This is a genomic window from Rhizobium aouanii (assembly GCF_037002925.1).
Classification (GTDB): domain Bacteria; phylum Pseudomonadota; class Alphaproteobacteria; order Rhizobiales; family Rhizobiaceae; genus Rhizobium; species Rhizobium aouanii.
In genome coordinates, this window is record NZ_JBAMYD010000004.1 from 351,107 (window position 1) to 375,540 (window position 24,434).

Annotated in this window: 23 protein-coding genes; 5 read left to right on the plus strand and 18 right to left on the minus strand. The window is 62.2% G+C overall.

Features of this window, described 5'->3' with window-relative positions; all coding sequences use genetic code 11:
• The first annotated feature begins 26 nt into the window (after positions 1-26).
• Together V8P77_RS09705 and pepT are read left to right on the plus strand one after the other, a co-directional pair.
• The gene (locus V8P77_RS09705; protein WP_335912069.1) at positions 27-779 is read left to right on the plus strand and encodes a metallophosphoesterase; all 753 of its coding nucleotides are present in this window, start codon (positions 27-29) and stop codon (positions 777-779) included.
• A gap of 104 nt (positions 780-883) precedes the next feature.
• Positions 884-2,116, plus strand: a complete 1,233-nt coding sequence (pepT, locus tag V8P77_RS09710) for a peptidase T (protein ID WP_335912071.1) — start codon at positions 884-886, stop codon at positions 2,114-2,116.
• Positions 2,117-2,212: 96 nt separating this feature from the next.
• Here pepT and V8P77_RS09715 read toward each other — a convergent pair whose 3' ends face one another.
• From V8P77_RS09715 to V8P77_RS09735, 5 genes are all read right to left on the minus strand, one after another.
• Complete coding sequence (locus V8P77_RS09715) at positions 2,213-3,049, minus strand: cell wall hydrolase (RefSeq protein ID WP_335912072.1); 837 nt, start codon at positions 3,047-3,049, stop codon at positions 2,213-2,215.
• 265 nt (positions 3,050-3,314) lie between these two features.
• Entirely contained in the window at positions 3,315-4,355 is a 1,041-nt protein-coding gene (locus tag V8P77_RS09720; RefSeq protein WP_335912073.1) for a sulfate/molybdate ABC transporter ATP-binding protein, read from the minus strand.
• A 10-nt stretch (positions 4,356-4,365) separates the two neighbouring features.
• Entirely contained in the window at positions 4,366-5,238 is an 873-nt protein-coding gene (cysW, locus tag V8P77_RS09725) for a sulfate ABC transporter permease subunit CysW (protein ID WP_065283806.1), read from the minus strand.
• Positions 5,228-6,085, minus strand: coding sequence for a sulfate ABC transporter permease subunit CysT (cysT, locus tag V8P77_RS09730; protein ID WP_335912075.1), 858 nt, complete (start codon positions 6,083-6,085; stop codon positions 5,228-5,230). The genes cysW and cysT overlap by 11 nt, the downstream gene beginning before the upstream one ends.
• A gap of 8 nt (positions 6,086-6,093) precedes the next feature.
• Positions 6,094-7,119, minus strand: coding sequence for a sulfate ABC transporter substrate-binding protein (locus V8P77_RS09735; RefSeq protein ID WP_335912076.1), 1,026 nt, complete (start codon positions 7,117-7,119; stop codon positions 6,094-6,096).
• A gap of 360 nt (positions 7,120-7,479) precedes the next feature.
• Between V8P77_RS09735 and V8P77_RS09740 the strand changes: the two genes are divergently transcribed.
• Entirely contained in the window at positions 7,480-8,496 is a 1,017-nt protein-coding gene (locus V8P77_RS09740; RefSeq protein WP_335912077.1) for a porin, read from the plus strand.
• 84 nt (positions 8,497-8,580) lie between these two features.
• Here the strand turns inward: V8P77_RS09740 and V8P77_RS09745 are convergent, their stop codons facing one another.
• The 8 genes from V8P77_RS09745 to kdpF form a co-directional block, all read right to left on the minus strand.
• Positions 8,581-9,036, minus strand: coding sequence for a PTS sugar transporter subunit IIA (locus V8P77_RS09745; RefSeq protein WP_335912078.1), 456 nt, complete (start codon positions 9,034-9,036; stop codon positions 8,581-8,583).
• A 56-nt stretch (positions 9,037-9,092) separates the two neighbouring features.
• Positions 9,093-9,785, minus strand: a complete 693-nt coding sequence (locus V8P77_RS09750) for a response regulator transcription factor (protein ID WP_335912079.1) — start codon at positions 9,783-9,785, stop codon at positions 9,093-9,095.
• Positions 9,782-12,490 (minus strand): DUF4118 domain-containing protein, encoded by a 2,709-nt coding sequence (locus tag V8P77_RS09755; RefSeq protein WP_335912080.1) that lies wholly within the window; start codon positions 12,488-12,490, stop codon positions 9,782-9,784. The genes V8P77_RS09750 and V8P77_RS09755 overlap by 4 nt, the downstream gene beginning before the upstream one ends.
• A 196-nt stretch (positions 12,491-12,686) precedes the next feature.
• Positions 12,687-13,256 (minus strand): potassium-transporting ATPase subunit KdpC, encoded by a 570-nt coding sequence (gene kdpC / locus V8P77_RS09760; RefSeq protein WP_335912081.1) that lies wholly within the window; start codon positions 13,254-13,256, stop codon positions 12,687-12,689.
• 33 nt (positions 13,257-13,289) lie between these two features.
• The gene (kdpB, locus tag V8P77_RS09765) at positions 13,290-15,350 is read right to left on the minus strand and encodes a potassium-transporting ATPase subunit KdpB (RefSeq protein WP_335912082.1); all 2,061 of its coding nucleotides are present in this window, start codon (positions 15,348-15,350) and stop codon (positions 13,290-13,292) included.
• A 44-nt stretch (positions 15,351-15,394) separates the two neighbouring features.
• Entirely contained in the window at positions 15,395-15,550 is a 156-nt protein-coding gene (locus V8P77_RS09770) for a hypothetical protein (RefSeq protein WP_335912083.1), read from the minus strand.
• A 9-nt stretch (positions 15,551-15,559) separates the two neighbouring features.
• Positions 15,560-17,263 (minus strand): potassium-transporting ATPase subunit KdpA, encoded by a 1,704-nt coding sequence (kdpA, locus tag V8P77_RS09775; RefSeq protein ID WP_335912084.1) that lies wholly within the window; start codon positions 17,261-17,263, stop codon positions 15,560-15,562.
• Between the two features lie 69 nt (positions 17,264-17,332).
• Positions 17,333-17,422: a K(+)-transporting ATPase subunit F gene (kdpF, locus tag V8P77_RS09780; RefSeq protein ID WP_335912085.1), complete on the minus strand. Its 90-nt coding sequence runs from the start codon at positions 17,420-17,422 to the stop codon at positions 17,333-17,335.
• A 490-nt stretch (positions 17,423-17,912) separates the two neighbouring features.
• On the opposite strand from kdpF, the gene V8P77_RS09785 reads away from it, so the two are divergent.
• Positions 17,913-18,956 carry an NAD(P)-dependent alcohol dehydrogenase gene (locus V8P77_RS09785; RefSeq protein ID WP_335912087.1) on the plus strand — a complete coding sequence of 348 codons (1,044 nt, stop codon included), beginning with the start codon at positions 17,913-17,915 and terminating at the stop codon, positions 18,954-18,956.
• A 15-nt stretch (positions 18,957-18,971) separates the two neighbouring features.
• Here V8P77_RS09785 and V8P77_RS09790 read toward each other — a convergent pair whose 3' ends face one another.
• The 4 genes from V8P77_RS09790 to V8P77_RS09805 form a co-directional block, all read right to left on the minus strand.
• Complete coding sequence (locus V8P77_RS09790) at positions 18,972-19,541, minus strand: DedA family protein (protein WP_221996239.1); 570 nt, start codon at positions 19,539-19,541, stop codon at positions 18,972-18,974.
• Between the two features lie 30 nt (positions 19,542-19,571).
• Positions 19,572-20,933, minus strand: coding sequence for an FAD-containing oxidoreductase (locus V8P77_RS09795; protein WP_335912088.1), 1,362 nt, complete (start codon positions 20,931-20,933; stop codon positions 19,572-19,574).
• A complete protein-coding gene (locus V8P77_RS09800) occupies positions 20,930-21,391 on the minus strand; it encodes a DUF4126 domain-containing protein (RefSeq protein WP_335912089.1) in 462 nt (153 codons plus the stop codon). Before V8P77_RS09800 ends, V8P77_RS09795 begins: the two co-directional genes overlap by 4 nt.
• 296 nt (positions 21,392-21,687) lie before the next feature.
• On the minus strand, positions 21,688-22,875 hold the full coding sequence (locus V8P77_RS09805) for an acyl-CoA dehydrogenase (protein ID WP_335912090.1): 1,188 nt from the start codon (positions 22,873-22,875) through the stop codon (positions 21,688-21,690).
• Between the two features lie 163 nt (positions 22,876-23,038).
• On the opposite strand from V8P77_RS09805, the gene V8P77_RS09810 reads away from it, so the two are divergent.
• On the plus strand, positions 23,039-23,377 hold the full coding sequence (locus V8P77_RS09810; RefSeq protein WP_011655128.1) for a cupin domain-containing protein: 339 nt from the start codon (positions 23,039-23,041) through the stop codon (positions 23,375-23,377).
• On the opposite strand, the gene V8P77_RS09815 is transcribed toward V8P77_RS09810, so the two are convergent.
• Positions 23,378-24,331, minus strand: coding sequence for a LysR family transcriptional regulator (locus V8P77_RS09815; RefSeq protein ID WP_335912097.1), 954 nt, complete (start codon positions 24,329-24,331; stop codon positions 23,378-23,380).
• Positions 24,332-24,434 lie beyond the last annotated feature (103 nt).

The window sequence follows — 24,434 nt, forward strand, 5'->3', positions numbered from 1 at the left end:
CTCCGGCAGGGGCGGGGAGGCAGAACATGCTTGTTGCGCAGATAGCCGATATCCATGCGAGGCCGGACCTTTCGTCGCTGCGGACGCTGGAGCGAGCGATAGCGTGGCTGAAGACGGTCCGCCCGGATGCACTTGTTGTCACCGGAGATCTGGTAGATGACGGATGGCGGCACGGCTATCGCCTTGTCGCCGAAAACTTGCGGTCGCTGGACTGCCCTGTCCACCTGTTGCCGGGCAACGGTGACGATCTGCAATTGATGCGTTCCGAACTGGCCGCCGTCGGCACGTGGATCAATGCGACGGGACCGATGCATTTCCGGACAGCCGTCGGTGGGCTGACCCTCTTCGGTGTCGATGTGACCGTCGCCGGCCAGAGCTACGGCGACGTCCTGCCGCATCTGCCGTGGCTGATGAGCGCGCTTGCGGACGTGACGACGCCCTCGCTTCTCTTCATGCATCAGCCGCCATTGAGGATCGGCATCGAGGTGCTGGACCGGGTCGGATGCAGGAACGAGAGTGCGCTTCTCAGCACACTGGAGGCGATGGACAGGCTACCGCTGGCGATTCTTTGCGGCCATGTTCACCGACCCGCATTTGGCCGGCTGGGATCGATCTCTGTCCAGACCTGCGGCTCCCTTTGCCCGCCCAATCCGCTTCTGCTGCAAGGCCGTGCCGATCTTTCGGTGATCGACGCTCCGTCCTTCCTCGTGCATGAGGTCAGCGACGGCAGGCTGGTTTCCCATGTGGTCTCGGTTCCGGTGCCCGACAGCGGCGCATGAAATGGATTGAACGACATTCCTCACGTGCTGCGAGCCGGAAAAATCTTTTGCTGCATCACCCAGGAGGACTATATCGTCCGTGTGATCTTGCTGGATTGGATGCCATGACCGACACTGTTCTCGACCGCTTTCTCCGTTATGTCGTTATCGACACGCAATCCGACCCTGCCTCGTCGACGCAGCCGACCACGGGCAAGCAGAAGGATCTCGGCCGCGTTCTGGTCGATGAGTTGCTGAAGATCGGTCTTGCGGACGCGCATCTCGATGAACACGGCTATGTCTACGCCACTATTCCGGCCAATAGCGACAAGACGGTGCCGGTCATCTGTTTCTGCTCGCACATGGATACGGCACCCGATTTCAGCGGCACTAATGTCAAGCCGCAGATCATCAGGAATTTTGCCGGCGGCGATATCAAGCTTGCCGGCGACACAGGCCGGGTGATCCGCGTCAGCGATCATCCGGAACTGCAGAACCAGATTGGCAATGATATCGTCACGACCGATGGAACGACATTGCTCGGCGCCGACGACAAGGCGGGACTGGCGGAGATCATGACCGCCGCCCAGTTCCTCGTCGACAATCCTGATATCAAGCACGGGACGATCAAGATCCTGTTCACGCCCGACGAGGAAGTCGGGCGCGGCGTCAACAAGGTCGACCTGAAGAAACTCGGTGCCGACTTCGCCTATACGATGGATGGCGAGACATCAGGCCATATCGAGGATGAGACCTTCTCGGCCGACGGCGTCGAGATCAGCATATCAGGTGTGGCAATCCATCCCGGTTTCGCCAAGGACCGCATGGAAAACGCCATCAAGATCGCCGGCGCCATCATCGACCGGCTGCCGAGGGATCTTGCCCCCGAGACCACGGAAGGCCAGCAGGGTTTCATCCATCCGACCGGCGTGACCGGCTCGATGGAGAAGGCGTCGCTGAGCCTCATCATCCGTGACTTCACCGACAAGGGGCTGACGGAAAAGGAGGAGATGCTCGAAGCCATCGTCAAGGACGTGATGGCTGCCTATCCCGGCTCGACCTATCGTTATGAGGTGAAGGAGCAGTATCGCAACATGAAGGTGGTGCTCGATCGTCATCCGGAGATCGTCGACAACGCCATCGAGGCGGTGCGCCGGGCCGGCATGACGCCGGTGCGCGGCAGCATCCGCGGCGGCACGGATGGCTCGCGTCTTTCCTTCATGGGACTGCCGTGCCCGAATATTTTCGCCGGCGGCCATGCATTCCACTCGCCGCTTGAATGGGTGAGCCGCCAGGATATGGAAAAGGCCGTCAAAACGATCGTGGAGCTCGCAAAGGTCTGGGAAGAGCGCGCTTAAAGCAATTCCAGCAAAAGTGCGCAGCGGTTTTGTGTCCGGAATTGCGCGGAAACAAAGGCGGCTTCCACCTAACTTTTAAACCGGAAGGGCGGTTGATTAACCGCCGTTCGCCGGAAGGCTTTCACGCAGCATCACGCTGTCATAGGCGGGCCGGGGCGTCGGGATCGCGATGGGGATTCCCGGCTCGGGCTCGACCGATGTTACCGGCGATGTTTCCGGCACGGTCACCGGTGCAGTGATCTGCATCTGCGCCGTGCTCGCCGTAGACATGGGGTCCGGAGCCGGCAGAGGAACGGGAACCGCCGAGGGTATCAGAGCCTCGAATTGCGGCGGCAGCATGCTTTCGCCGGGCACGTAGTTCATCGCCACCTCGTAGGAGGGCAGCGGCGGCGGCGTTTGAAGCATGCCGTTGGAGTCGCGCTTCTCATAGAAGGCGTTGCCGCCGGCAACCGTCACATAGTGCATGTTGTCGTAGGGGAATTTCAGCCCATTCGTGTGGAAGAACATCGCATTCTTCACCTCAGGATGGCGTGCGCCCTTGACAAGGATCGCATCGGCCGCGCTCGCAAGCTCAGTTTCCGCCTGCGGCTTGACTTCGCGCGTCATCACGCCGGGCGCGAACTGCCTCTTCTGGGCCACGACGCCGCAGATGGAAGGGGGATAGGCGCCGGAGGTGAGCCTGTTCATGACAACTGTCCCGACAGCCATGTAGCCGTCCTCGTCCGAATGCTGCGATTCGAAATACATCGCGCGCTGCAGGCAGTCCCGATCCTTGGCCGTATAATTGAACGTGACTTTTGCCGGTTGACCCTGCTTCGTCTTGGTGTTCGCCGCCGTTGCCGCCGGTTTCGATGTCGTCGTGCAGCTTGCCGCTGCCAGTCCTACGAAAAAAATCCCGATCAGGGATTTTCCAAAGGAAATCTCCGCCCTCAACGCCAGGTGCCTCCTATGGGATTAGTCCAGCCCTAAATGATTAAGCGTAAACGTTTTACTCGTCATATGAGTGAAATACAAACAACCTTAGATCACAAAAAAACCCGAGGGACTCTCGCCAAATACGATTCCGGCGGTGACCTCCTGCATATTCCTTAAATCAGAATCGATTTAGGGATAAAATCAAGCAGGAATTCAAAGTGTTATAGCTCCTTTGCGGCTCTCGAAAAGACGCACGGGCGCAGTCGGTCGCCGCCCATCTCCATCAACTGCGGAACAGTTTCCAGCGGGTCGGCTTGAAGGCCACCCGGTTGCGGTCAAGCCTGTCGGCCTCGCTCGGCGGCAATTCGATCTCGATATGCGGGCGATCGTTGCCGATATCCAATTCGATATGGCGGGTGCCTGCCACGCGGCGGCTGGAGACCGGCTGGCCGGCGATGCAGTTTTCAGCTGATTCGCAGAGCCTGACGTCATGCGGGCGGAAGTAGAGCTGTGCCGCGCCATCCGGTTCGCCATCGGCATTGAGGCCGAGCGAGCGACCGTCGAAACGAATGTCGCCGTCCGATATCTCGACCTCAAGGCAGTTCGACTGGCCGATGAAGCCGAAGACGAAGGGAGAATTCGGATTGTCGTAGACCTGGTCCGGCGTGCCGACCTGTTCGATCGCGCCCTGGCTCATGACGACGACGCGGTCGGCAAGCTCCAGCGCCTCATCCTGGTCGTGGGTGACGAAGACAGTGGTGTGTCCGGTGCGGTCGTGAATATCGCGCAGCCACTTGCGCAGATCCTTGCGCACCTGGGCGTCAAGCGCGCCGAAGGGTTCGTCGAGCAGCAGCACGTTCGGCTCGACGGCCATGGCGCGGGCGAGCGCCACACGCTGGCGCTGTCCGCCCGAAAGCTGGGCCGGGTAGCGCTTTTCCAGACCGGAAAGCTGGACGAGGTCGAGCAGTTCCAGCGCCCGCCTGCGAATATCGGCCTTCGGCGGCCGCCGCGCACTGTTTCTAACCTTCAGGCCGAAGGAGACGTTTTCGAGCACGGTCATGTAGCGGAAAAGAGCATAGTGCTGGAAGACGAAGCCGATATTGCGCTGCTGCACTGATTTCTTCGAGGCATCCTCGTCGCCGAAGAAGATCAGCCCCTCCGTCGGGCTTTCGAGGCCGGCGATCAGCCGCAGCAATGTCGTCTTGCCGGAGCCCGAAGGACCGAGCAGTGCGATCAGCTCGCCGGAGCGGATGTCGAGCGAGACATCGTGCAGCGCCGGAAAACGATCGAATTCCTTGCGAATGTTTTGAACGCGTACTTCCATTCCAAATCCTTCAGTGCCGCCGGCTGGCGGCGATTTCGGCGCTATAGCGCATTTCCAGCAGCGTCTTCAAAACAAGAGTTACGAGCGCGAGCAAGGCCAAAAGCGTGGCGACCGCAAAAGCGCCGGTGAAATTATACTCGTTATAGAGAATTTCCACCTGCAGCGGCATGGTGTTCGTCTGGCCGCGGATGTGGCCTGATACCACCGAGACGGCGCCGAATTCGCCCATGGCACGGGCGTTGCAGAGCAGTACCCCGTAAAGCAGGCCCCATTTGATATTCGGCAACGTCACGTGCCAGAAGGTCTGCCAGCCGCTGGCGCCGAGCGAAAGGGCTGCCTCCTCGTCGGCCGTTCCCTGTTCCTGCATCAGCGGGATCAGCTCGCGGGCGACGAAGGGGAAGGTGACGAACATGGTGGCGAGGATCAACCCCGGCACCGCAAACAGGATCTTGATGTCGTGCGCGCTGAACCACTGGCCAAGCCAGGTATTGGCGCCGAACAGCAGGACGAAGACCAGGCCCGATATGACGGGTGAAACCGAGAAGGGCAGGTCGATCAACGTCGTCAGGAAGGCCTTGCCCTTGAACTCGAACTTGGCGATTGCCCAGGCGGCGGCAACCCCGAAGACGAGGTTGAGCGGTACGCTGACGCCGGCAACGATCAGCGTCAGGCGAATCGCCGAGAAGGTTTCGGCGTCTGCGAGCGCCTCGAGAAAGGGGCCGGCTCCCTTGCGGAAGGCTTCCACGAAGACGGCCGCGAGCGGCAGAAGCAGGATCAGCAGCAGGAAGACGAGCGAGAGGATGATGAGGCTGTAGCGCGCGATCCTGTTTTCGGTGGTCACCGACCGCAGCTTTGCCGGTTGAGCGGTCGCATCAAGCGCCATAGCCGTACCTCCGCCTGCTCCAGCTCTGGATGAGATTGATGACGAGCAGCATGGCGAACGAGATGATCAGCATGATCGCCGCAATGCCGGTCGCCGCCGAGTAATTATACTCTTCGAGTTTGATGACGATCAGCAGCGGTGCGATCTCCGATTTGAACGGCAGGTTGCCGGCGATGAAGATGACCGAGCCGTATTCGCCGACGCCGCGGGCGAAGGCGAGCGCAAAGCCGGTGAGCACGGCGGGCGCCAGCCCCGGCAGCAACACGCGGAAAATCGTCTGGAAGCGATTGGCGCCGAGCGTTGCCGCCGCTTCCTCCACTTCCTTGTCGATCTCCTCCATGACCGGCTGCACGGTGCGCACCACGAAGGGCAGGCCGACGAAGATCAGCGCCACGACGATGCCGGCAGGCGTGAAGGCGATCTTGATGCCGAGCGGCGTCAGGAACTGGCCGATCCAGCCGTTCGGCGCATAGAGCGTCGTCAGGGCGATGCCGGCAACGGCGGTCGGCAGCGCGAAGGGCAGGTCGACCATGGCATCGATGATCCGCTTGCCGGGAAAGCGGTAACGCACCAACACCCAAGCGAGGATGATGCCGAAAATGGCATTGACGATTGCGGCGATGAAGGCGCTGCCGAAGCTGATGCGCAGCGCGTTTAGCGTGCGCGGATCGAGTGCGATCGACCAGAATTTCTCCCAGCCAAGCGCGCTCGACCGGACGGCAAGGCCCGAGAGCGGGATGAGGATCAGAAGGGTGAGCCAGGTCAAGGTAAAGCCGAGCGCCATTCCGAAACCCGGAATGACGCTCGGCCGTTTGAACCGCCACCGCGTGGGGCTATGTGCTTTCATGAAGTCTATTATTGGGCCGGCTTGTAGATTTGGTCAAATACCCCGCCGTCGCCGAAGAATTTCGGCTGCGCCTCTTTCCAGCCGCCGAAGTCGTCGATGGTCGCGAGGGTCAGCTTCGGGAAGCGGGCGATGTCGGCGGGATCCGCGGCTTCCGGCTTGGTCGGCCGATAGTAGTGCTTGGCGGCGATCTTCTGGCCTTCGTCCGAATAGAGGTAGTTGAGATAGGCTTCGGCGACCTTGCGCGTCCCCTTCTTGTCGACATTGCCGTCGACGATGGCAACCGGCGGGTCGGCGCGGATGGAGAAGGCCGGCGTCACGATCTCGAACTGGTCGGGACCGAGCTCTTCAAGCGAAAGATAGGCTTCGTTTTCCCAGGCGAGCAGCACGTCGCCGAGGCCGCGCTGGACAAAGGTGGTCGTGGCGCCGCGAGCGCCGGTATCGAGAACTGGGACGTGCTGCAGCAGTTTCGCAACGTAGTCCTGCGCCTTGGCTTCGTCGCCGCCATTCGCCTGCTTGGCCCATGCCCAGGCGGCCAGGAAGTTCCAGCGGGCGCCGCCCGATGTCTTCGGGTTCGGGGTGATGACCTGCACGTCGTCCTTGACCAGATCGCCCCAATCCTTGATGCCCTTCGGGTTGCCCTTGCGGACGAGGAAGACGATGGTCGACGTATAGGGCGTCGAATTGTTGGGGAACTTGGTCTTCCAGTCGGCCGGGATCTTGCCGGTCGCCTTGGCGATGGCGTCGATATCGCCTTCGAGGGCAAGTGTCACGACATCGGCGTCGAGGCCGTCGATGACGGAGCGGGCCTGGGCGCCGGAACCGCCATGCGATGCCTGGATCGTCACGGTTTCACCGCTGTCCTTTTGCCACTTGGCGGCAAAGGCGGCGTTGAAATCCTTATACAATTCGCGGGTCGGATCGTAGGAAACGTTAAGAAGCGTCTGATCTGCGAATGCCGGAGCGATGCTTCCGATCGCGAAGCTGCCTGCCATGACCGCCGCTGCGAGGAGCCGGGTGAGCCGTGGTGTCTGCATAGGGAACCCTCCTGTTTTCTGTCTTAACTCTATCAAGTCAGTCGTATAATGAAACGAAGGTTCTTCCGGTTCCGGCCGGGGTGTTAGAATGTCATTCCATTTCAGAGTTAATTTGGAAATGGACGTGCCGAAGTTGGCCGCGGCCAATCGGCCGTCGCCGCCGTCCTGTCGCGGGAGCGTGTTTTTTTGGCCACAGTTCCTCCACGAAAGCGACATGATGGTGCTGATTTTTGCCAGGATTTTGCCGCGATGACACTTGCGGATTCCTATATGGCTCGCGTGCGGCCGTATTCGCCGACCGCTACGCGGGGGCACCCCTTGAAGTGCGCCTCGCATTCCAACCTGTTAGGGCCATTCAAAATGAATATCAGAACTATCCTTTTTGCCTCCGTTGCCGCCCTTGCCGCGGCCTCCGGAGCCCGCGCAGCCGACGCCATCGTGGCGGCGGAACCCGAGCCCGTGGAATATGTTCGCGTTTGCGACGCCTACGGTACCGGTTATTTTTATATTCCGGGGACGGAAACATGCCTTTCGATCGGCGGTTACATCCGTACCGAAGTGCGCTTCGGTGACGATATCTCCGGCGATTCCGACGTAAACTTCTGGACTCGCGGTCAGGTCACCTTCCAGACCAAGAACGACACCGAGTACGGTACGCTCACCGGCGTCATCACGCTGCGTTACAATGTCGACAATGCCTCCGATCAGGAAGCTCTGCTGGACGAAGGCTATCTCGACATTGCCGGCTTCCGCGCCGGTAAACTGTACAGCTGGTGGGATGACGACATGAGCGGCGAGACCGATACGCTCGCCAGCAACGAGACGACCCACAACTCGATCCGTTATCAGTACGAATCCGGCGCATTCGCGGCCGGCATTTCGGTCGACGAACTGGAAGAAGACTACGCCACCAAGCCGGGCGAAGGCCCGAACAACTTTGGTGTTGCAGGCCAGGTCTCCTACAAGGCCGGCGCCATCAGCGCTTACCTGCTTGCCGGTTATGACACCGACACCAGCGAAGTCGCTGTTCGCGGCATCGTCTATGCCGACATCGGTCCGGGCACGCTCGGCATTGCCGGCATATGGGCAAGCGGCGCCAACTACTACTACGAAGAGTCCGAATGGACGATCGCAGCAGAATATGCCTTGAAGATCAACGACAAGTGGTCGGTCACCCCGGGCTTCCAGTACTTCGAGAACATCGCTCTCGAGGCTGACGGCAACGGCTTCACCGGCGGCAGCGCCTACACGACCGGTGTCACCATCGACTACCAGATCGTCGAAGACCTGCGTTCTAAGCTCAGCGTGCAATATCACGATGAGGACGAAGGCGACGACGAAGTGTTCGGCTTCCTGCGCTTCCAGCGCGATTTCTAAGATAGTCTGATTGCAGACGAGCGGGCGCGGCCTTCGGGCCGCGCCCTTTTTATGATGCCGAGAAGTGTGAGCGGTTTTCGGGCGTCATACCCGTGAATCGGCGATGAAATCGGAATAGAATTCGTCAACCGTTCTTGCCTTGCGCATGGCGGCAAGCACGCCGTCCGATTGCAGCCGCCTGGCAATGGCGGAGAGCACGTTCAGATATTCGCCGCGATTGGTTTCCCCGAAGAGCAGCACGACGGCGATGTCGGTCGGGATATCGTCGATCGCCTCGAAATCCAACTGCTGGGCGAAACGGATGAGAAGGCCGCGCGGGCTGGTCATGCCGTCGATCGCCGCATGTGGGATGGCGATGCCGTTGCCGATGCCCGTCGAGCCTAGCTTCTCACGCGCTTCCAGCGCCTTCAGGATGGTCCGGCCGTCGACGGAGAAAGCCTTGGCGGCCTTGTCGGCTATGGTCTGCAGCGCGCGCCATTTGGTCGGCGCCGACGCGCCGATGAAGGTGTGTTCCGGCCTGATGATGTTGGGAAGGTTCATGTCATTCTCGATACTGTTCGCCTCGATACTGTTCGGGCAGCGGGAGGGAAGGGATGTCAATCCGGTTCCCTGAGCCGGTAGCCGACGCCGGTCTCCGTGGTGATATAGTGCGGCTGGTCCGGAACCTGCTCGATCTTTTGCCGCAGTTGCCGGACATAGACGCGCAGATACTGCACATCAGCCGCCGGCCCCCATATCTGCTTTAGAAGAAACTGGTGTGTCAGCACCTTGCCGGCATGCTGGGCGAGCACGCGCAGGATGTCGTATTCCTTCGGCGAAAGCTTTATTTCCATGCCGTCGACCTTGACGATGCGCTTGACGAGATCGATCGACAGGCCGCCGGTCTGGAAGATCGCCTTTTCGCCCTGCTGCTGCAGGCGGTGGCGCAGCGCCACGCGGATGCGGGCGCCGAGCTCGTTGATGCCGAAAGGCTTGGTGACGTAATCGTCGGCGCCGCTTTCCAGCGCCTTGACGATGCCGGCCTCGTCGGTGCGGCTGGACAGAATGACGACCGGCATGGAGAGCCCTTCGTCGCGCCACTCCTGTAGCAGGTCGTAGCCTGATTTGTCGGCCAGGCCGAGGTCGAGCACGATGAGGTCGGGCATGTCGGCGGCGACCGACTGACGGGCAGCGCTGGCGTTCGCCGCCTCCTGCACCTCGTAGCCCTGCGCGGTCAGGCCGACGCGGAGCAGCTTGCGGATCGGAGGCTCATCGTCGACGACGAGGATTTTGACGGCTGAACCGGTCATCTGAGTTCATCCAGTTTCGGAATGTCGGTGGGTTTCGGCAGGCGGATGGTGAAGACGGCGCCCGGGTGGCCCGTCCGGTTGCCGGCGGTGATCGTGCCGCCCATCGCCTCGATGAAGCCGCGGCAGATGGAAAGGCCAAGCCCGGTGCCGGCGCGCACCTGATCGCCCTTGCGTACGCGATAGAAGGTGTCGAAGACGCGGGTGAGATCGGCCGGCGGGATGCCCGGGCCTTCGTCCGAGACCTGCACGACGACATTGTCGGCATCGGCCCAGCCGCCGATATGGATCACCGATCCCTCGGGCGCGTATTTCGCGGCGTTGTCGAGCAGGTTGAAGATCACCTGTTCGAACAGGACAGGATCGACACGCACCATCGGCAGGTCGGCGGGAATGCTCATCTCGGCCTTGTGGTGATCGAGGATCTTTGCGGCCCGGCGCAGCGCGCTGCCGATGATATCGCCGGCATAATGCAGCGCGTGGTTCGGTTCCATCGCGCCGGATTCGATCTTGGTCATGTCGAGCAGGTTGGCGATGAAGCGGCTGAGGCGTTCGGATTCGTCGACGACGGTCGACAGCAGGTCGCTGCGATCCTCCTCCGGCATCGAGGCGAAATAATCGCGCAGCGTGCCGGCGGCGCCGAGGATGGCGGCAAGCGGCGTCTTCAGGTCGTGCGAAATCGATGTCAGCAGGGCCGAGCGCAACCGGTCCGCTTCGGCCGCAAGTCTTGCCCGGTCGACATCGGCGACGAGCTGGATGCGTTCGATGGCAAGGGCCGCCTGGTCGGCCAGCGCATCGAGCAGCCGCTGTTGCTCCGGCGTCAGCAGCGGTCCGTCGCGGCGGTCGCTGTCGAGGCCGATGACGCCGACGGCGGTGCGCCCGGTTCGGAGCGGCACATAGAGGCGTTTGGCGCCGGGCAGGGTATCGGCGCCGCGGCCGGCGGCATGATTGTGCTCCCAGGCCCAGCGGGCGGCGGCGATATCGGCGTCGTCCAACGTGTCATCAGGCGGATAACCGGCCTTGACGGCAATGCTACCCTCTTCCGGCAGCAGCAGCACGACGCGGACCTTCAGCATCGAGGCGAGTTGGAAGGCCGTCGCCCAGAGCACGTCGTCGAGCGTGCCGGTGCCGGCGAGCTTTTTCGAGAAGAGATAGAGGTCTTCGGTCGTGCGCGCCCGCTGGCGGGCGGCGGCCGCCTGGCGCTGCACGGTCGCGGTCAGATTGCTGGCGATGATGGCGACACCCAGGAAGAAGAAGAGCGCAAGCACGCTTTCCGGATCGCTGATCGTCAGCGTGTAGCGCGGCGGCAGGAAGAAGAAGTTGAAGGACAGCGCGCTGAGGATGCAGCTGTAAAGGGCCGGCCGCAGGCCGTGGAGGACGGCGGAGGTCAGCACCGCCATCAGGAAGACGAGGGCGAGGTTGCGCACGTCGAGCACCTGATCGAGCACGACGCTGACGCCGAGCGCGATGGCGACATGGCCGGTCGCCAACAGGTAGGCTCTGAAATCCAGTGGCGGCGCGGTGGCGGCCGCCCGGACGCCGCGCGCGGTGGTGCCGTCCTTCTCATTGCCTGAAATGACATGGACGCTGATCTCGCCGGTCTTGCGGATCAGCTCGTCGGTGATCGAGCGGCTCCACCAGTCGCGCCATGTCGGCTTTTTCGGGGCGCCGATGACGATATGGGTGACATTGTTGGCGGTGGCATGGCGGACGAGTTCCTCGGCGACCTCGCGGCCGGGAAGGGTGATCGCCTCGCCGCCGAGCTGCTCGGCAAGGCGCAGCGTGGCGGCGACCGTATCGCGCTCGGCTTCCGTGAGATTGATCGAGCGGTTGGTCTCGATGTAGACGGCGGCCCAGGGCGCGCGCAGCCGCGAGGCCATACGCGCGGCGTAGCGCACCAGTGATGCGGAGCGTGGATGGTGGTCGACCGAGACGAGAACGCGTTCGCCGGCCGCCCAGGGACCGGATATGGCGTGGGCCTGCATATGCGTGAGCAACTGGTCGTCGACGCGCTGTGCGGTCTTGCGGAGCGCAAGCTCTCTGAGCGCCGTCAGGTTGCCTGGGGTGAAGTAGTTGGTCAGCGCCCGCTCGGCGGTACGCGGCATGTAGACCTTGCCGTCATGCAGGCGCTTGATCAGATCATCCGGCGTCAGGTCGATGATCTCGACGTCGTCGGCAAGGTCGATGATCGAGTCCGGCACCGTCTCGCGCACGCGGATGCGGGTGATCTGCGAGACGACGTCGTTCAGGCTCTCGACATGCTGGATGTTCAGCGTCGTATAGACATCGATGCCGCGATCGAGCAATTCCTTGACGTCGAGATAGCGCTTCGGATGGCGGCTGCCCTCGGCATTGGTGTGGGCGAGTTCGTCGACCAGCACGAGATCGGGCTGGCGGGCGAGGATGCCGTCGAGGTCCATTTCTTCAAGCGCCCGACCCTTGTAGCTGATTTCGACGCGGGGGATGATCTCGAAGCCGGCGACGAGCGCTTCGGTCTCCTTGCGGCCATGGGTCTCGACAACGCCGATGACGACATCGAGACCATCGGCGATCTTGGCGCGGCCGGAGACGAGCATCTCGTAGGTCTTACCGACGCCGGGGGCGGCACCCAGAAAGATCTTCAGACGGCCGCGCGATTCGGCCCGGGCTTTTTCGAGAAGCGCATCGGGCGAGGGCCTGCCGGCCTGGTCGCGGTTGTCGTCTGGCATGCGTATGGTCTTTCCTGTCGGCGAGGCTTGCTCCACCTTCCCTCATCCCTGTCCTCGGGCTTGACCCGAGGGACGTCACAGGGATCCAGCAGCGCCGCGTCTGCGGCGCGGAAGACTCTTTTCACGCGAAGGACTTCGCGTGGCTGGAGTCCTGTGACGAGCACAAGAATGAGGGAGGGGCTGTAGCCCGCAACCTTCATTCAGTCATAGAAGCATCAAGGCTCTGATTCAACGCCAGAACATCGACTGTGGGTTCGCCGAGAATGCCGAGCTCGCGGCCTTGAACGGCGCCGTCGACCAGCGCCTCGACCTTGGCCTCATCAAGGCTTCGCGCCTTGGCAACACGCGCCACCTGGAAATAGGCAGCCTCCGGTGAGATATCGGGATCGAGGCCGCTACCCGAAGCGGTGACGAGGTCGGCGGGGACATCGGCCGTCGGGTTCGCCGCCTTGGCGGCCTCATAGTCGCCCTTGACGCGGTCGATCAGCTTCCGGTTGGTCGGGCCGAGATTCGAGCCGCTGGAGGCGGTGGCGTTGTAGCCGCCGCCGGCGGCCGAGGGACGGCCGTGGAAATATTTGTCGCTGGTGAAGGCCTGGCCGATCAGCGTCGAGCCGATCACCTGGCCGTTCTTCTCGATCAGGCTGCCGTTCGCCTGGGCCGGGAACAAGGCCTGGGCAGCACCCGTCATGGCGAGCGGATAGAGAAGGCCTGTTATGGCGGTGGTGGCAACGATCATGACGACCGCGGGACGAAGTTCTTTCAACATTGTCTTGCTCCTTCGAGTGTTTTCCGGGTTCCGCTAGGCGAGACCGAGGGCTGCGACAGCCATGTCGATCGCCTTGATGCCGATGAAGGGGACGATGATGCCGCCGGCACCATAGATCAGCAGGTTGCGCGATAGTAGCGCGCCGGCGCCGATCGGACGGTAGCGCACACCCTTCAGCGACAGCGGGATCAGCGCGATGATAATAAGCGCGTTGAAGATGATAGCCGAGAGGATGGCGCTTTGCGGCGTCGACAGTCCCATGATGTTCAGCACGCCGAGCTGCGGGTAGAAGGTCAGGAACATCGCCGGGATGATGGCGAAGTACTTGGCGATGTCGTTGGCGATCGAAAAGGTCGTCAGCGCGCCACGCGTCATCAACAGCTGTTTGCCGATCTCGACGATCTCGATGAGCTTGGTCGGGTCGCTATCGAGATCGACCATGTTGCCGGCCTCGCGGGCGGCGACCGTGCCGGTGTTCATGGCGACGCCGACATCGGCCTGGGCAAGCGCCGGCGCATCATTGGTGCCGTCGCCGCACATGGCGACGAGCTTGCCCTTCGACTGTTCCTCACGCATCAGCGCCAGCTTCATTTCCGGCGTTGCCTGGGCGAGGAAGTCGTCGACGCCGGCCTCGGCGGCGATGGCGGCTGCCGTCAGCGGGTTATCGCCTGTGATCATCACCGTGCGGATGCCCATGCGGCGAAGCTCGGCGAAGCGCTCGCGGATGCCGCCCTTGACGATGTCCTTCAGTTGGATGACGCCGAGCAACCTGCCGTCGCGGACAACGGCCAGCGGTGTGCCGCCCGCCTTGGCGACCTCGTCGGCGATCGACTGCAGTTCGCGGACGACCTCGCTGCCGTTCTTCGAGGAGGCGTCGCCGTTGACATAGGTCAGCACGGCATCGACCGCACCCTTGCGGATCGAGGCTCCTTCGAGATCGACGCCACTCATGCGGGTCTGGGCGGTGAAGGGCACGAAGGTTGCCTTCAGGCTTGCCATGTCGCGGCCGCGGATCGCGTATTTCTCTTTGGCGAGCACGACGATGGAACGACCTTCCGGCGTTTCGTCGGCAAGCGAGGCGAGCTGGGCGGCATCGGCGAGATCCTGTTCGGACACGCCGCGGACCGGACGGAAGGTCGTCGCCTGGCGATTGCCGAGCGTGATCGTGCCCGTCTTGTCGAGCAGCAGCGTGTCGACGTCGCCGGCGGCTTCGACCGCGCGGCCGGACATGGCGAGCACGTTGAAGCGGACGAGGCGGTCCATGCCGGCGATGCCGATCGCCGACAGCAGAGCGCCGATCGTCGTCGGAATCAGGGTGACGAAGAGGGCGACGAGCACGATGATCGGGATCGAGCCGCCGGCATAGATGGCAAAGCTCGGGATCGTCGCCGTCGCAAGTACGAAGATCAGCGTCATACCGGCGAGCAGGATGTTAAGCGCGATCTCGTTCGGCGTCTTCTGGCGCTCCGCACCTTCGACGAGCGCGATCATCCGGTCGATGAAGGTCGAGCCGGCAGCCGCGGTGATGCGGACGCGGATCCAATCGGACAGCACCTGCGTGCCGCCGGTGACGGCCGAGCGGTCGCCGCCGGATTCGCGGATGACAGGGGCGGATTCGCCTGTTATCGCCGCTTCGTTGACGGAGGCCACACCTTCGATGACTTCGCCGTCCGACGGGATGATGTCGCCTGCCTCGACGAGTACGAGATCGCCGACCTTGAGGCTGGTGCCCGGCACCATGCGGTAGCCGTTGCCATTATTGGCGGTGAGCAGTTTGGCCTGAGTTTCGGTGCGCGCCTTGCGCAGCGAATCCGCCTGCGCCTTGCCGCGGCCTTCGGCGACGGCTTCGGCGAAATTGGCAAACAGCACGGTGAACCAAAGCCAAAGATTGATCTGGAACGAGAAGCCGAGATTGCCGTTGCCCGCCACCAGATCGCGCAGGAAGAGGACGGTGGTCAGCACCGAGACCGTGGCCACGACGAACATGACCGGATTTCTGGCGAGCGCGCGGGGGTTGAGCTTCTTGAAAGCGGCGCCCACGGCCGGAATGAGGATGCGAGAATCCATGACATTCGCGGATTTTGCCTGGCTCATAAGAGACTCCAGCTTTGAAACGAGGATGGCGAACCGGAAGCCGGTCAGCCCTGTAGGATTTTGAAGATGGCGGCGATGACGAGGAGGCCTGCCATCATCACCAGGATGATGTCGGAGGCGCGGGTCGTCGGGCCATTCCCTCGTCCCGGCGCACCGGGACGAGGGTGGGAAGCGTTGCGAAGCCTGTGACGGAGGATCATGGCATCACCTCAGAAGGTTTGACCGGCGATCATGACCAGGTGCTCGACGACAGGGCCGAGCGCCAGGGCCGGGAAGAAGGTCAGGCCGCCGACGATCAGGATCGTGCCGACAAGCAGGCCGACGAAGAGCGGACCGTCGGTCGGGAAGGTGCCTGCCGAGGCCGGAATCGTCTTCTTGGCGATCAGCGAGCCGGCGATGGCAAGCGCCGGAATGATGACCAGGAAGCGCCCGGCGAGCATGCCGATGCCGAGTGTCACGTTGTACCAGGGCGTATTGCCGGTCAGGCCGCCGAAAGCCGAGCCGTTGTTGGCCGCAGCCGAGGTATAGGCATAGAGGATTTCGGAGAAGCCGTGCGGGCCGGCGGTGCCGATCGAGGCGACGGCGGAAGGCATCACCGTGGCGATCGCCGTGAAGACCAGCATGGTGAGCGGCAGGCAGAGGATGGCGAGAACGGCCATCTTCATTTCCTTCGCCTCGATCTTCTTGCCGAGATATTCCGGCGTGCGGCCGACCATCAGGCCGGCGACGAAGACGGCGACGATGATGAAGAGCAGGATGCCGTAGAAGCCCGCGCCGACACCGCCGACGATGATTTCGCCGAGCTGCATGTTGATCAGCGGGATGAGGCCGCCAAGCGCGGTAAAGCTGCCATGCATGGCATTGACCGCGCCGCAGGAGGCGGCCGTAGTGATGACGGCAAAGAGCGAGGACAGGGCGACGCCGAAGCGGACCTCCTTGCCTTCCATATTGCCGCCACCAACACCGAAGGCATGCATCAGCGGGTTGCCGGCAGCTTCGGCCCAATAGGTGATACCGACACCGGCGAGGAACAGCACGCCCATCGTGGCGAGGATCGCCCAGCCCTGGCGCTGGTTGCCGACCATGCGGCCGAAGACGTTGGTCAGCGCCGCGCCGATCGCGAAGATCGAGACCATCTGGATGAGATTGGAGATCGCGTCGGGATTTTCGAACGGATGGGCCGAATTGGCGTTGAAGAAGCCGCCGCCATTGGTGCCGAGCATCTTGATCGCAAGCTGCGAGGCGACAGGCCCGACGGCAATCGTCTGCTGCGCGCCTTCGAGCGTGGTCGCATTGACATAGGGCCCAAGCGTCTGCGGCACGCCGAGATAGACGTAGACGATGGTCAGCACGATGCAGATCGGCAGCAGGATGTAGAAGGTGCCGCGGATCATATCGACCCAGAAATTGCCGATCGCCTTGCCCGACGCCCGTGCGAAGGCACGGATGAAGGCGACAGCGATCGCCATGCCGGTCGCGGCCGACAGGAAGTTCTGCACTGTGAAGCCGGCCATCTGGGTCAGATACGACATGGTGCTTTCGCCACCGTAATTCTGCCAGTTGGTGTTTGTCGGAAAGCTGACGGCGGTATTGAACGAAAGCTCCGGCGGGACGGCGGCCATGCCGGCCGGATTATAGGGCAGGATGTCCTGGAAGCGCAGGAGCGCGTAGAGGACGAGCACGCCGAGCAGGTTGAACATCAGCATCGCGAAGGCATAGGAGGTCCAGTGCTGTTCCTCGCGCTCGCTGGTGCCGGCAATACGGTAAAGTCCCCGTTCGATCGGCACAAGGACCGGGGAGAGGAATGTGCGCTCGCCATTGTAGACACGCGTCATGTAGCCGCCGAGCGGTTTGACGAGCACGAGGACGATCCCGCAGTAAAGCAGGATCTGAAGCCATCCGTTGAGGGTCATGGAGGTAAACTTTCAATACCCGGCTGCTTCTCGGTCGCGCAGGCGCGACCTCAGAAGCGCCAGTTCTCTTCAAAAGCGTTCTGGGCGAAAGAGAGCGTAGGTGAGGTAAACGGTGAGAAACACGGTCACTGCACCGCTCAAGACATAATCGAGGGTCATCGTCGTTTCTCCTGTCAAAGCCTGTCGCAGGCTCGGGTGTAGGCAAAGCACAGCGCGAAGAATATGATCGCGGTGCTAAGTAGAATGATATCCATCATGATCGTGACTCCTGTTGTTCTTCTTGGAGTCAGACAAGACAAAGGGCGCTGGGAGACCGCCTTTCATGCTTTCTGGCGTGGAGATGATCTTTTCGATCTCTCGGACATCAATATGGAGCCGAAGCGCATAAAGGTTCGAGACGGACGACAGGCCATCCATATAAAAATCTTATAAATGCCCCTTACGGGCCGCTCGCCGTCGGACCAGGCTGGGGCAGTTTCCTGATGGTGGCTGCCGGTGCTGAGCTTCGGCAAATCTGCGTGAGCATTTTTTCATTTGTTGAGCAAAAGCCTTCTCAACCCGGTTGAATTGGGAAGGCTTCGGGCTTTATAGTCAGCTTCAACGCTGCCCGATGGAGTCATGGGCAAGCCACTAGGGAAGGAAACCGACGATGACCAAAGTCCGTGCGCTTGTCCTCGAGCGCCAGCATGAGCTTGCGCTCCGCGATATCGATCTGCCGCTCGAAACCGGCCCCGGCGAGGTGAAGATCAGGATCCACACGGTCGGCGTCTGCGGTTCGGACGTGCATTATTACACTCACGGCAAGATCGGCCCCTTCGTCGTCGACGCGCCGATGGTGCTCGGCCATGAGGCGGCGGGCACGGTGGTCGAGGTTGGCGCCGGCGTCACGCATCTGAAAGTCGGCGACCGCGTCTGCATGGAGCCCGGCATTCCCGATCCGAATTCGAAGGCAAGCCGGCTCGGCATGTACAATATCGACCCCGCCGTCACCTTTTGGGCGACCCCGCCGATCCATGGCGTGCTGACGCCTGAGGTCGTGCATCCCGCCAATTACACCTTCAAGCTGCCCGACAATGTCAGCTTTGCCGAAGGCGCCATGGTCGAGCCCTTCGCCGTCGGCATGCAGGCGGCCACCAAGGCGAAGATTACGCCGGGTGATACTGCCGTCGTCCTCGGCGCCGGGCCGATCGGCACGATGGTGGCGATCGCGGCGCTTGCCGGCGGCTGCGCCCGCGCCATCGTCGCCGATCTTGCCCAGCCGAAGCTCGATATCGCCGCACAGTACCAGGGCGTCATTCCCGTGAATATCCGCGAGAAAAACCTGGCCGAAGAGGTTGCCCGGCTGACCGACGGCTGGGGCGCCGATGTCGTCTTCGAATGCTCCGGCTCGCCGAAGGCCTGGGAGACGATCATGGCGCTGCCGCGCCCGGGTGGCGTCATCGTTGTCGTCGGCCTGCCGGTCAACCCGATCGGCTTCGACGTCTCGACGGCATCCACCAAGGAAATCCGCATCGAGACGGTGTTCCGCTACGCGCATCAGTATGAGCGCTCGATCGCACTGCTCGGCTCGGGTCGTGTGGATCTGAAGCCGCTGATATCAGAGACCTTCAAATTCGAGGATTCGATCAAGGCGTTTGATCGCGCGGTCGAGGCCCGGCCGAGCGACGTGAAGCTGCAGATCGTGATGGAGTAGGGCGCTACAGCGCTTCTATGAGTGCTTGGTGCTCAGTTTCATCTTGCGAAAGGCAAGAGCCGCGGCTGCGACGACAGCCGCGGCTCCGACTGCAATCAGCAGATGACGATGAAGGGGAAGGTGGCCCAATGTCTGTTGGATGCCGTGCCCGAAGAGATAACCGAGCGCCGTGAACAGCTGCCCCCATACCAGCGCGGCCACGGCATTCAGGATGACGAATTTACCGGTCGCTATTCGCGTCGTCCCGATGACGATCGGGCTGATCGTCCGCAACCCCACAAGAAAACGAAATACAAGGATGAAGCCTGTGGGATATTTTTCCAGAAGTCGGGTGGCGTGCGCCAGCGCCGGCGTCTCCGTCAGCCGGCGGACGAGACCCCATCGAGCGGCATAACGGCCGGCGAAGAACCAGAACTGATCGCCGGCGAAGGATCCCGCCGTTGCCGCCAGCGACGCCGACCAATAGGTCAGCAGCCCGCGGTGGGAAATCACGCCGCCAAGGAAGGCGGCTGTTTCGCCTTCGAAGGCTGCACCCAGAAATATCGCCAACAGGCCGTAGTGCTCGATCAGCAGTTCGATAGACACGCAGCTGTCCTCGGCCCGGGGTTTCTACAGCTAAACCTGCTTCAAATCCCCAAGCAGCGTCGGGATCAGCTCCGACACTGTCGGATGGATCGGCACCGACCATTGCAATGCGGGATAGGTCGTGCCTGCATTCATCGCATCGATGATGCCGTGGATCACCTCGTCACCCTCGATGCCGAGGATCGCCGCACCGAGGATTTTTTTAGTCTCGGCATCGGCGATCACCTTCATGAAGCCTTTGGTCTCGCCGCGCTCGTTGGCGCGGCCGACGCGGCTCATCGGCCGGGTCGAAATCATGATCTTGCGTCCCGAGGCACGCGCCTGCTTCTCCGTCATGCCGACGCGGCCGAGCGGCGGGTCGATATAAAGCGCATAGGCCAGGATGCGGCTCGAGACCTTGCGGTCGTCGCCGTCGAGCAGATTGGCGGCGGCGATCTCGAAATCATTATAGGAGGTGTGGGTGAAGGCGCCGTGGCCGTTGCAGTCGCCGAGCGCCCAGATGCCGTCGACATTGGTGGCAAGCCGGTCGTCGACGGTGATATAGCCGTGCTTGTCGGTAATGACGCCGGCGGCATCGAGGCCGAGATCGTCGGTGTTCGGCTTGCGGCCGGTGGCAATCAGCACATGGCTCGCATCGATCCTCGCTGAATCGGTGTCGACCGTTATTCCGTCGCTGCTCTTGGTAAAGGCGATGTCGCTGGCGCCGGTATGAATGTCGATGCCCTCCGACCGCAGGACATCGGCGATCGCGTCGGATATATCGTCGTCCTCGCGCGATGCGAGCTTCGGGCCGTGCTCTATGATGCTGACTTCGGCGCCGAAGCGGCGATACATCTGCGCGAATTCCAGCCCGATATAACTGCCGCCGATCACGGCCAGATGCCGTGGCAGCGTGTCGAGATGGATGATCGAGGTGCTGGTGAGGTAATCGATATCGTTGACGCCTGATAGCTCGGGGATGACGGCGCGCGCGCCGACATTGAGGAAGATGCGCGGTGCGGTCAGCGTCTCGCCGTTGACGCTGACGGTCTTCGGGTCCTCGAAACGGGCGTGGCCATAGATCACGGTCATGCCGTCCATGCCGGCGAACCAGCCGATCAGGCCGTTGCGGGCGTTCATGGTCACGGTTTCGGCGCGCGCCCTGACCACCTTCATGTCGATGGCAATCTCGCCTGGGAGATTCACGCCGTAAACGGCGCCGTTTCTCGCGACATGGGCGGCGCGGGCGCTGGCGACCAGTGTTTTCGTCGGCATGCAGCCGGCATTGACGCAGGTGCCGCCGAGGAATTTGCGCTCGATCAGGGCGACCTTCATGCCTTTTTCGACCATCCTGGCGGCAAGAAACGGGCCGGCCTGGCCGGCGCCGATAACGATGGCGTCGAAGCTTTTCATGCGACGGCCCCCACGATCAGCACTGCGCCGATGACGGCGACCGCATCCTCGATGAGAGCAGCTGGCAGATCCTTGCCGAAGGAGGCGGCAAGCCTGCTGCGGACGGCGGCGCCACCATATGTGCCGATGACGGCGCCGATCACGCCGGCGATCAGCCCGCCGAAAAGCAGGCTGCTGGCGGCACCGATCGTCGCCCCTGCCAAGGCGCCCGAGACGATGCGGGCGCCGAATTGCATCGGCACCTTGCGCGACGGGGTCGATGGCAGCTGGTCGGCGATCAGTTCGACGATGGCGAGAAGCGTGAAGATCCACGGCGTCCACTGGTAACCCATGAAGGCCAGCGGCGTCTGCGTGACATCGAACCATCCAAGCGTCGCGCCCCAGGCGACGGCGGCGGGCGCGGTCATCGTGCGAAGCCCGGCAATGACACCAATCAGCAATGCAAGAAGCAGAAACATGCATGATCCCCTTTTTGCCGGCTCTTGCCGCCGTCAGGGAAGGTTGCATATTGTCAGGCGCGTGGCAATTCGCCCTTTCGCGCCAATGCGCTAAGCGCGTCGCGTCGAATCGGAATCATGTGACGCGCTTTAAGTCTTTGTTTTATGCATGCCGTTGTCCCAAAACCGCTGCACACTTTTGGGCGGCATGCATTAGGGCGCCGTGCGTCCTTTCGGACGCACAAAGGACGCTCTAACATCCTTGAATCTACGCATCGTGCTTTCCGAAAATCGATTTCGATTTTCGGGCCGATGCGCTAATTCGCAAAAGCGGCAATGCCGGTGATCGCGCGGCCGATGATCAGCGCGTGGATATCGTGCGTGCCCTCATAGGTGTTGACCACTTCGAGGTTGACGAGGTGACGGGCGATGCCGAATTCGTCGGAGATGCCGTTGCCGCCGAGCATGTCGCGGGCCGCCCGCGCGATCTCCAGCGCCTTGCCGCAGCTGTTGCGCTTGAGGATCGAGGTCAGCTCCACCGGCGGATGGCCTTCCTCTTTCATGCGGCCAAGCCGCAGGCAGCCCTGAAGGCCGAGCGAGATTTCCGCCGCCATGTCGGCGAGCTTCTTCTGGATCAGCTGGTTGGCGGCAAGCGGCCGGCCGAACTGCTTGCGCTCGAGCGTGTATTGCCGGGCTCTCGCATAACAATCCTCGGCAGCACCGAGTGCGCCCCAGGCGATGCCGAAGCGAGCCGAGTTGAGGCAGGTGAAGGGTCCCTTGAGGCCGGTCACATCAGGCAGAAGGTTTTCCTCAGGCACGAAGACCCCGTCTATCACCACCTCGCCGGTGATCGAGGCACGCAGGCCCACCTTGCCGTGGATCGCGGGCGCCGAAAGTCCCTTCCAGCCCTTTTCGAGGATGAAGCCGCGGATGAGGCCGTCCTCGGTCTTTGCCCAGACGACGAAGACATCGGCAATCGGCGCGTTGGAGATCCAGGTCTTCGAGCCGGTGAGGCTGTAGCCGCCGTCGACCTTTTTGGCGCGTGTCGCCATCGAGCCGGGGTCGGAGCCGTGATCGGGTTCGGTTAGGCCGAAGCAGCCGATCCATTCGCCGGTGGCGAGTTTCGGCAGGTATTTCAGCTTCTGCGCCTCAGACCCGAAGGTTTCGATCGGCACCATCACGAGTGAGGACTGGACGCTCATCATCGAGCGGTAGCCGCTATCGACCCGTTCGACCTCGCGGGCGATCAGGCCGTAGGCGACGTAGCCGAGGCCGGCGCCGCCATAATCCGGCGAGATCGTCGGGCCGAGCAGGCCGAGTTCGCCCATTTCGCGGAAGATCTCAAGATCGGTCTTTTCATTGCGGAAGGCGTCGAGAACGCGGGGCGCAAGCTTTTCCTGCGCATAGGCATGGGCGGTGTCCTGCACCATGCGCTCTTCGCTGGTCAGCTGCTCCACCAGGCGGAACGGATCGGCCCAGTCGAAAACTTCGCGCGTATGCTGCATGGCGGTGTCTCCTCAGCGTGCCTCGCTCAAATTGGCCATAGACCCGCCAGCCGACCGCGTCAACAGAAGGCGGCCGTGTCGAAAAGACGAGCCGCGCCATCTTTTCAAAAGCGTCGGCATGATCCACTTTGCCCGCGATCGATTCTGGAACGAGGAGGCGGAAATGTCGTCAAGCGATCTGTTCGTATCGGCCGAAGGCGCCGAATGGGTCAATCCCGAGCCCGGCGTCGTCAGGCGCATCATGACTTATCTGCCCGAGATGATGATGGTGGAAGTGGCCTTCGAAAGCGGCGCAGTGGGTGCGGCCCATTCGCATCCGCATATTCAGGCCAGCTACGTCGCCGAAGGCAGTTTCGAAGTGACGATCGATGGCCGGACCGAGGTGCTCAAGCAGGGCGGCAGCTTCATCGTGCCCCCCAATCTGGTCCACGGCGTCAAGGCGCTGGAAAAGGGCCGGCTGATCGATGCTTTCACTCCGCACCGGGCCGAATTCCTGAAGTAGTCAGGTTTCCACCTTTGCCCGGCGCGCCGGGCCGGCGGCGGTGACATAGGGCGGCACGAACCGCGCATCCTCACCGCGCACCGCCTCGCGCAGGAAATCGATGACGGCGCGCACGCGCGGCGCCTGTTTCAGGTCGCGGTGGCAGGTAATCCAGTAGTGGCGCTTGAGGTCGATCTCGTCTGGCAGCACGCGCACGAGTTCTGGATAACGGCTGGCGAAGAAATAGGGCAGGATGCAAAGGCCGAGACCGTTTCTCGTGGCAGTCAGCTGCGCGAAGATGCTCGAGCTCTGGAATTGCGGCTTGATGCGCGGATGCACGTCGCCGAGGTAATCGAGGCCCGGCGCGAAAATCATTTCCTCGATATAGCTGACGAAGGGATGCTCAAGCAGGTCTTCGCGGCAGGTGATCGGCGCGGCCTTCGCCAGATAGTCGCGCGAGCCGTAGACCTGCAGGTGGTAGTCGGTCAACTTTTCGGCAAAATAGGCCCCGCCCTTCGGCTCGTCGAGCACGACGGAAAGATCGGCTTCCTTGCGCGACAGCGACATGATCTGCTGGATCGTCACCAGCTCGAGCGCCAGATGCGGATGCTGAGCGGCAAATTGCGGCAGCACGGTCGCGAAAAAGAAATTGGCAAAGCCTTCCGGCGCGCTGAGGCGCACGAGGCCGCGCTGCGCCATCGAGCCGGCGGCAAGATCGGCGCGCAGCCGCTCGGTCTCCTGCTCCATCCTCTCGGCCGTTTCAATGAAACGCGTGCCCATGGCGGTAAGAACGTAGCCGCGCGGATTGCGCTCGAACAGTTTGACCTTGAGGGTGAACTCCAGCCGGTCGATGCGGCGCGAGACGGTGGCATGGCTGGAGCGCAGCTGGCGGGCCGCAGTCGACAGCTGTCCGGTGCGGGCGACGGCTAGAAAAAACTGCAGATCGTCCCAAGTAAACTGCGGTGGATTGTTCATCACGATCCTCTCTGTTCAAAAACGAACAGATACTGTTTGGAATTAGTTGTAAATCACCCGTTGCCTCAGGGCGGAATTTCCGTGATCGTAAGGTGAGGGTCCG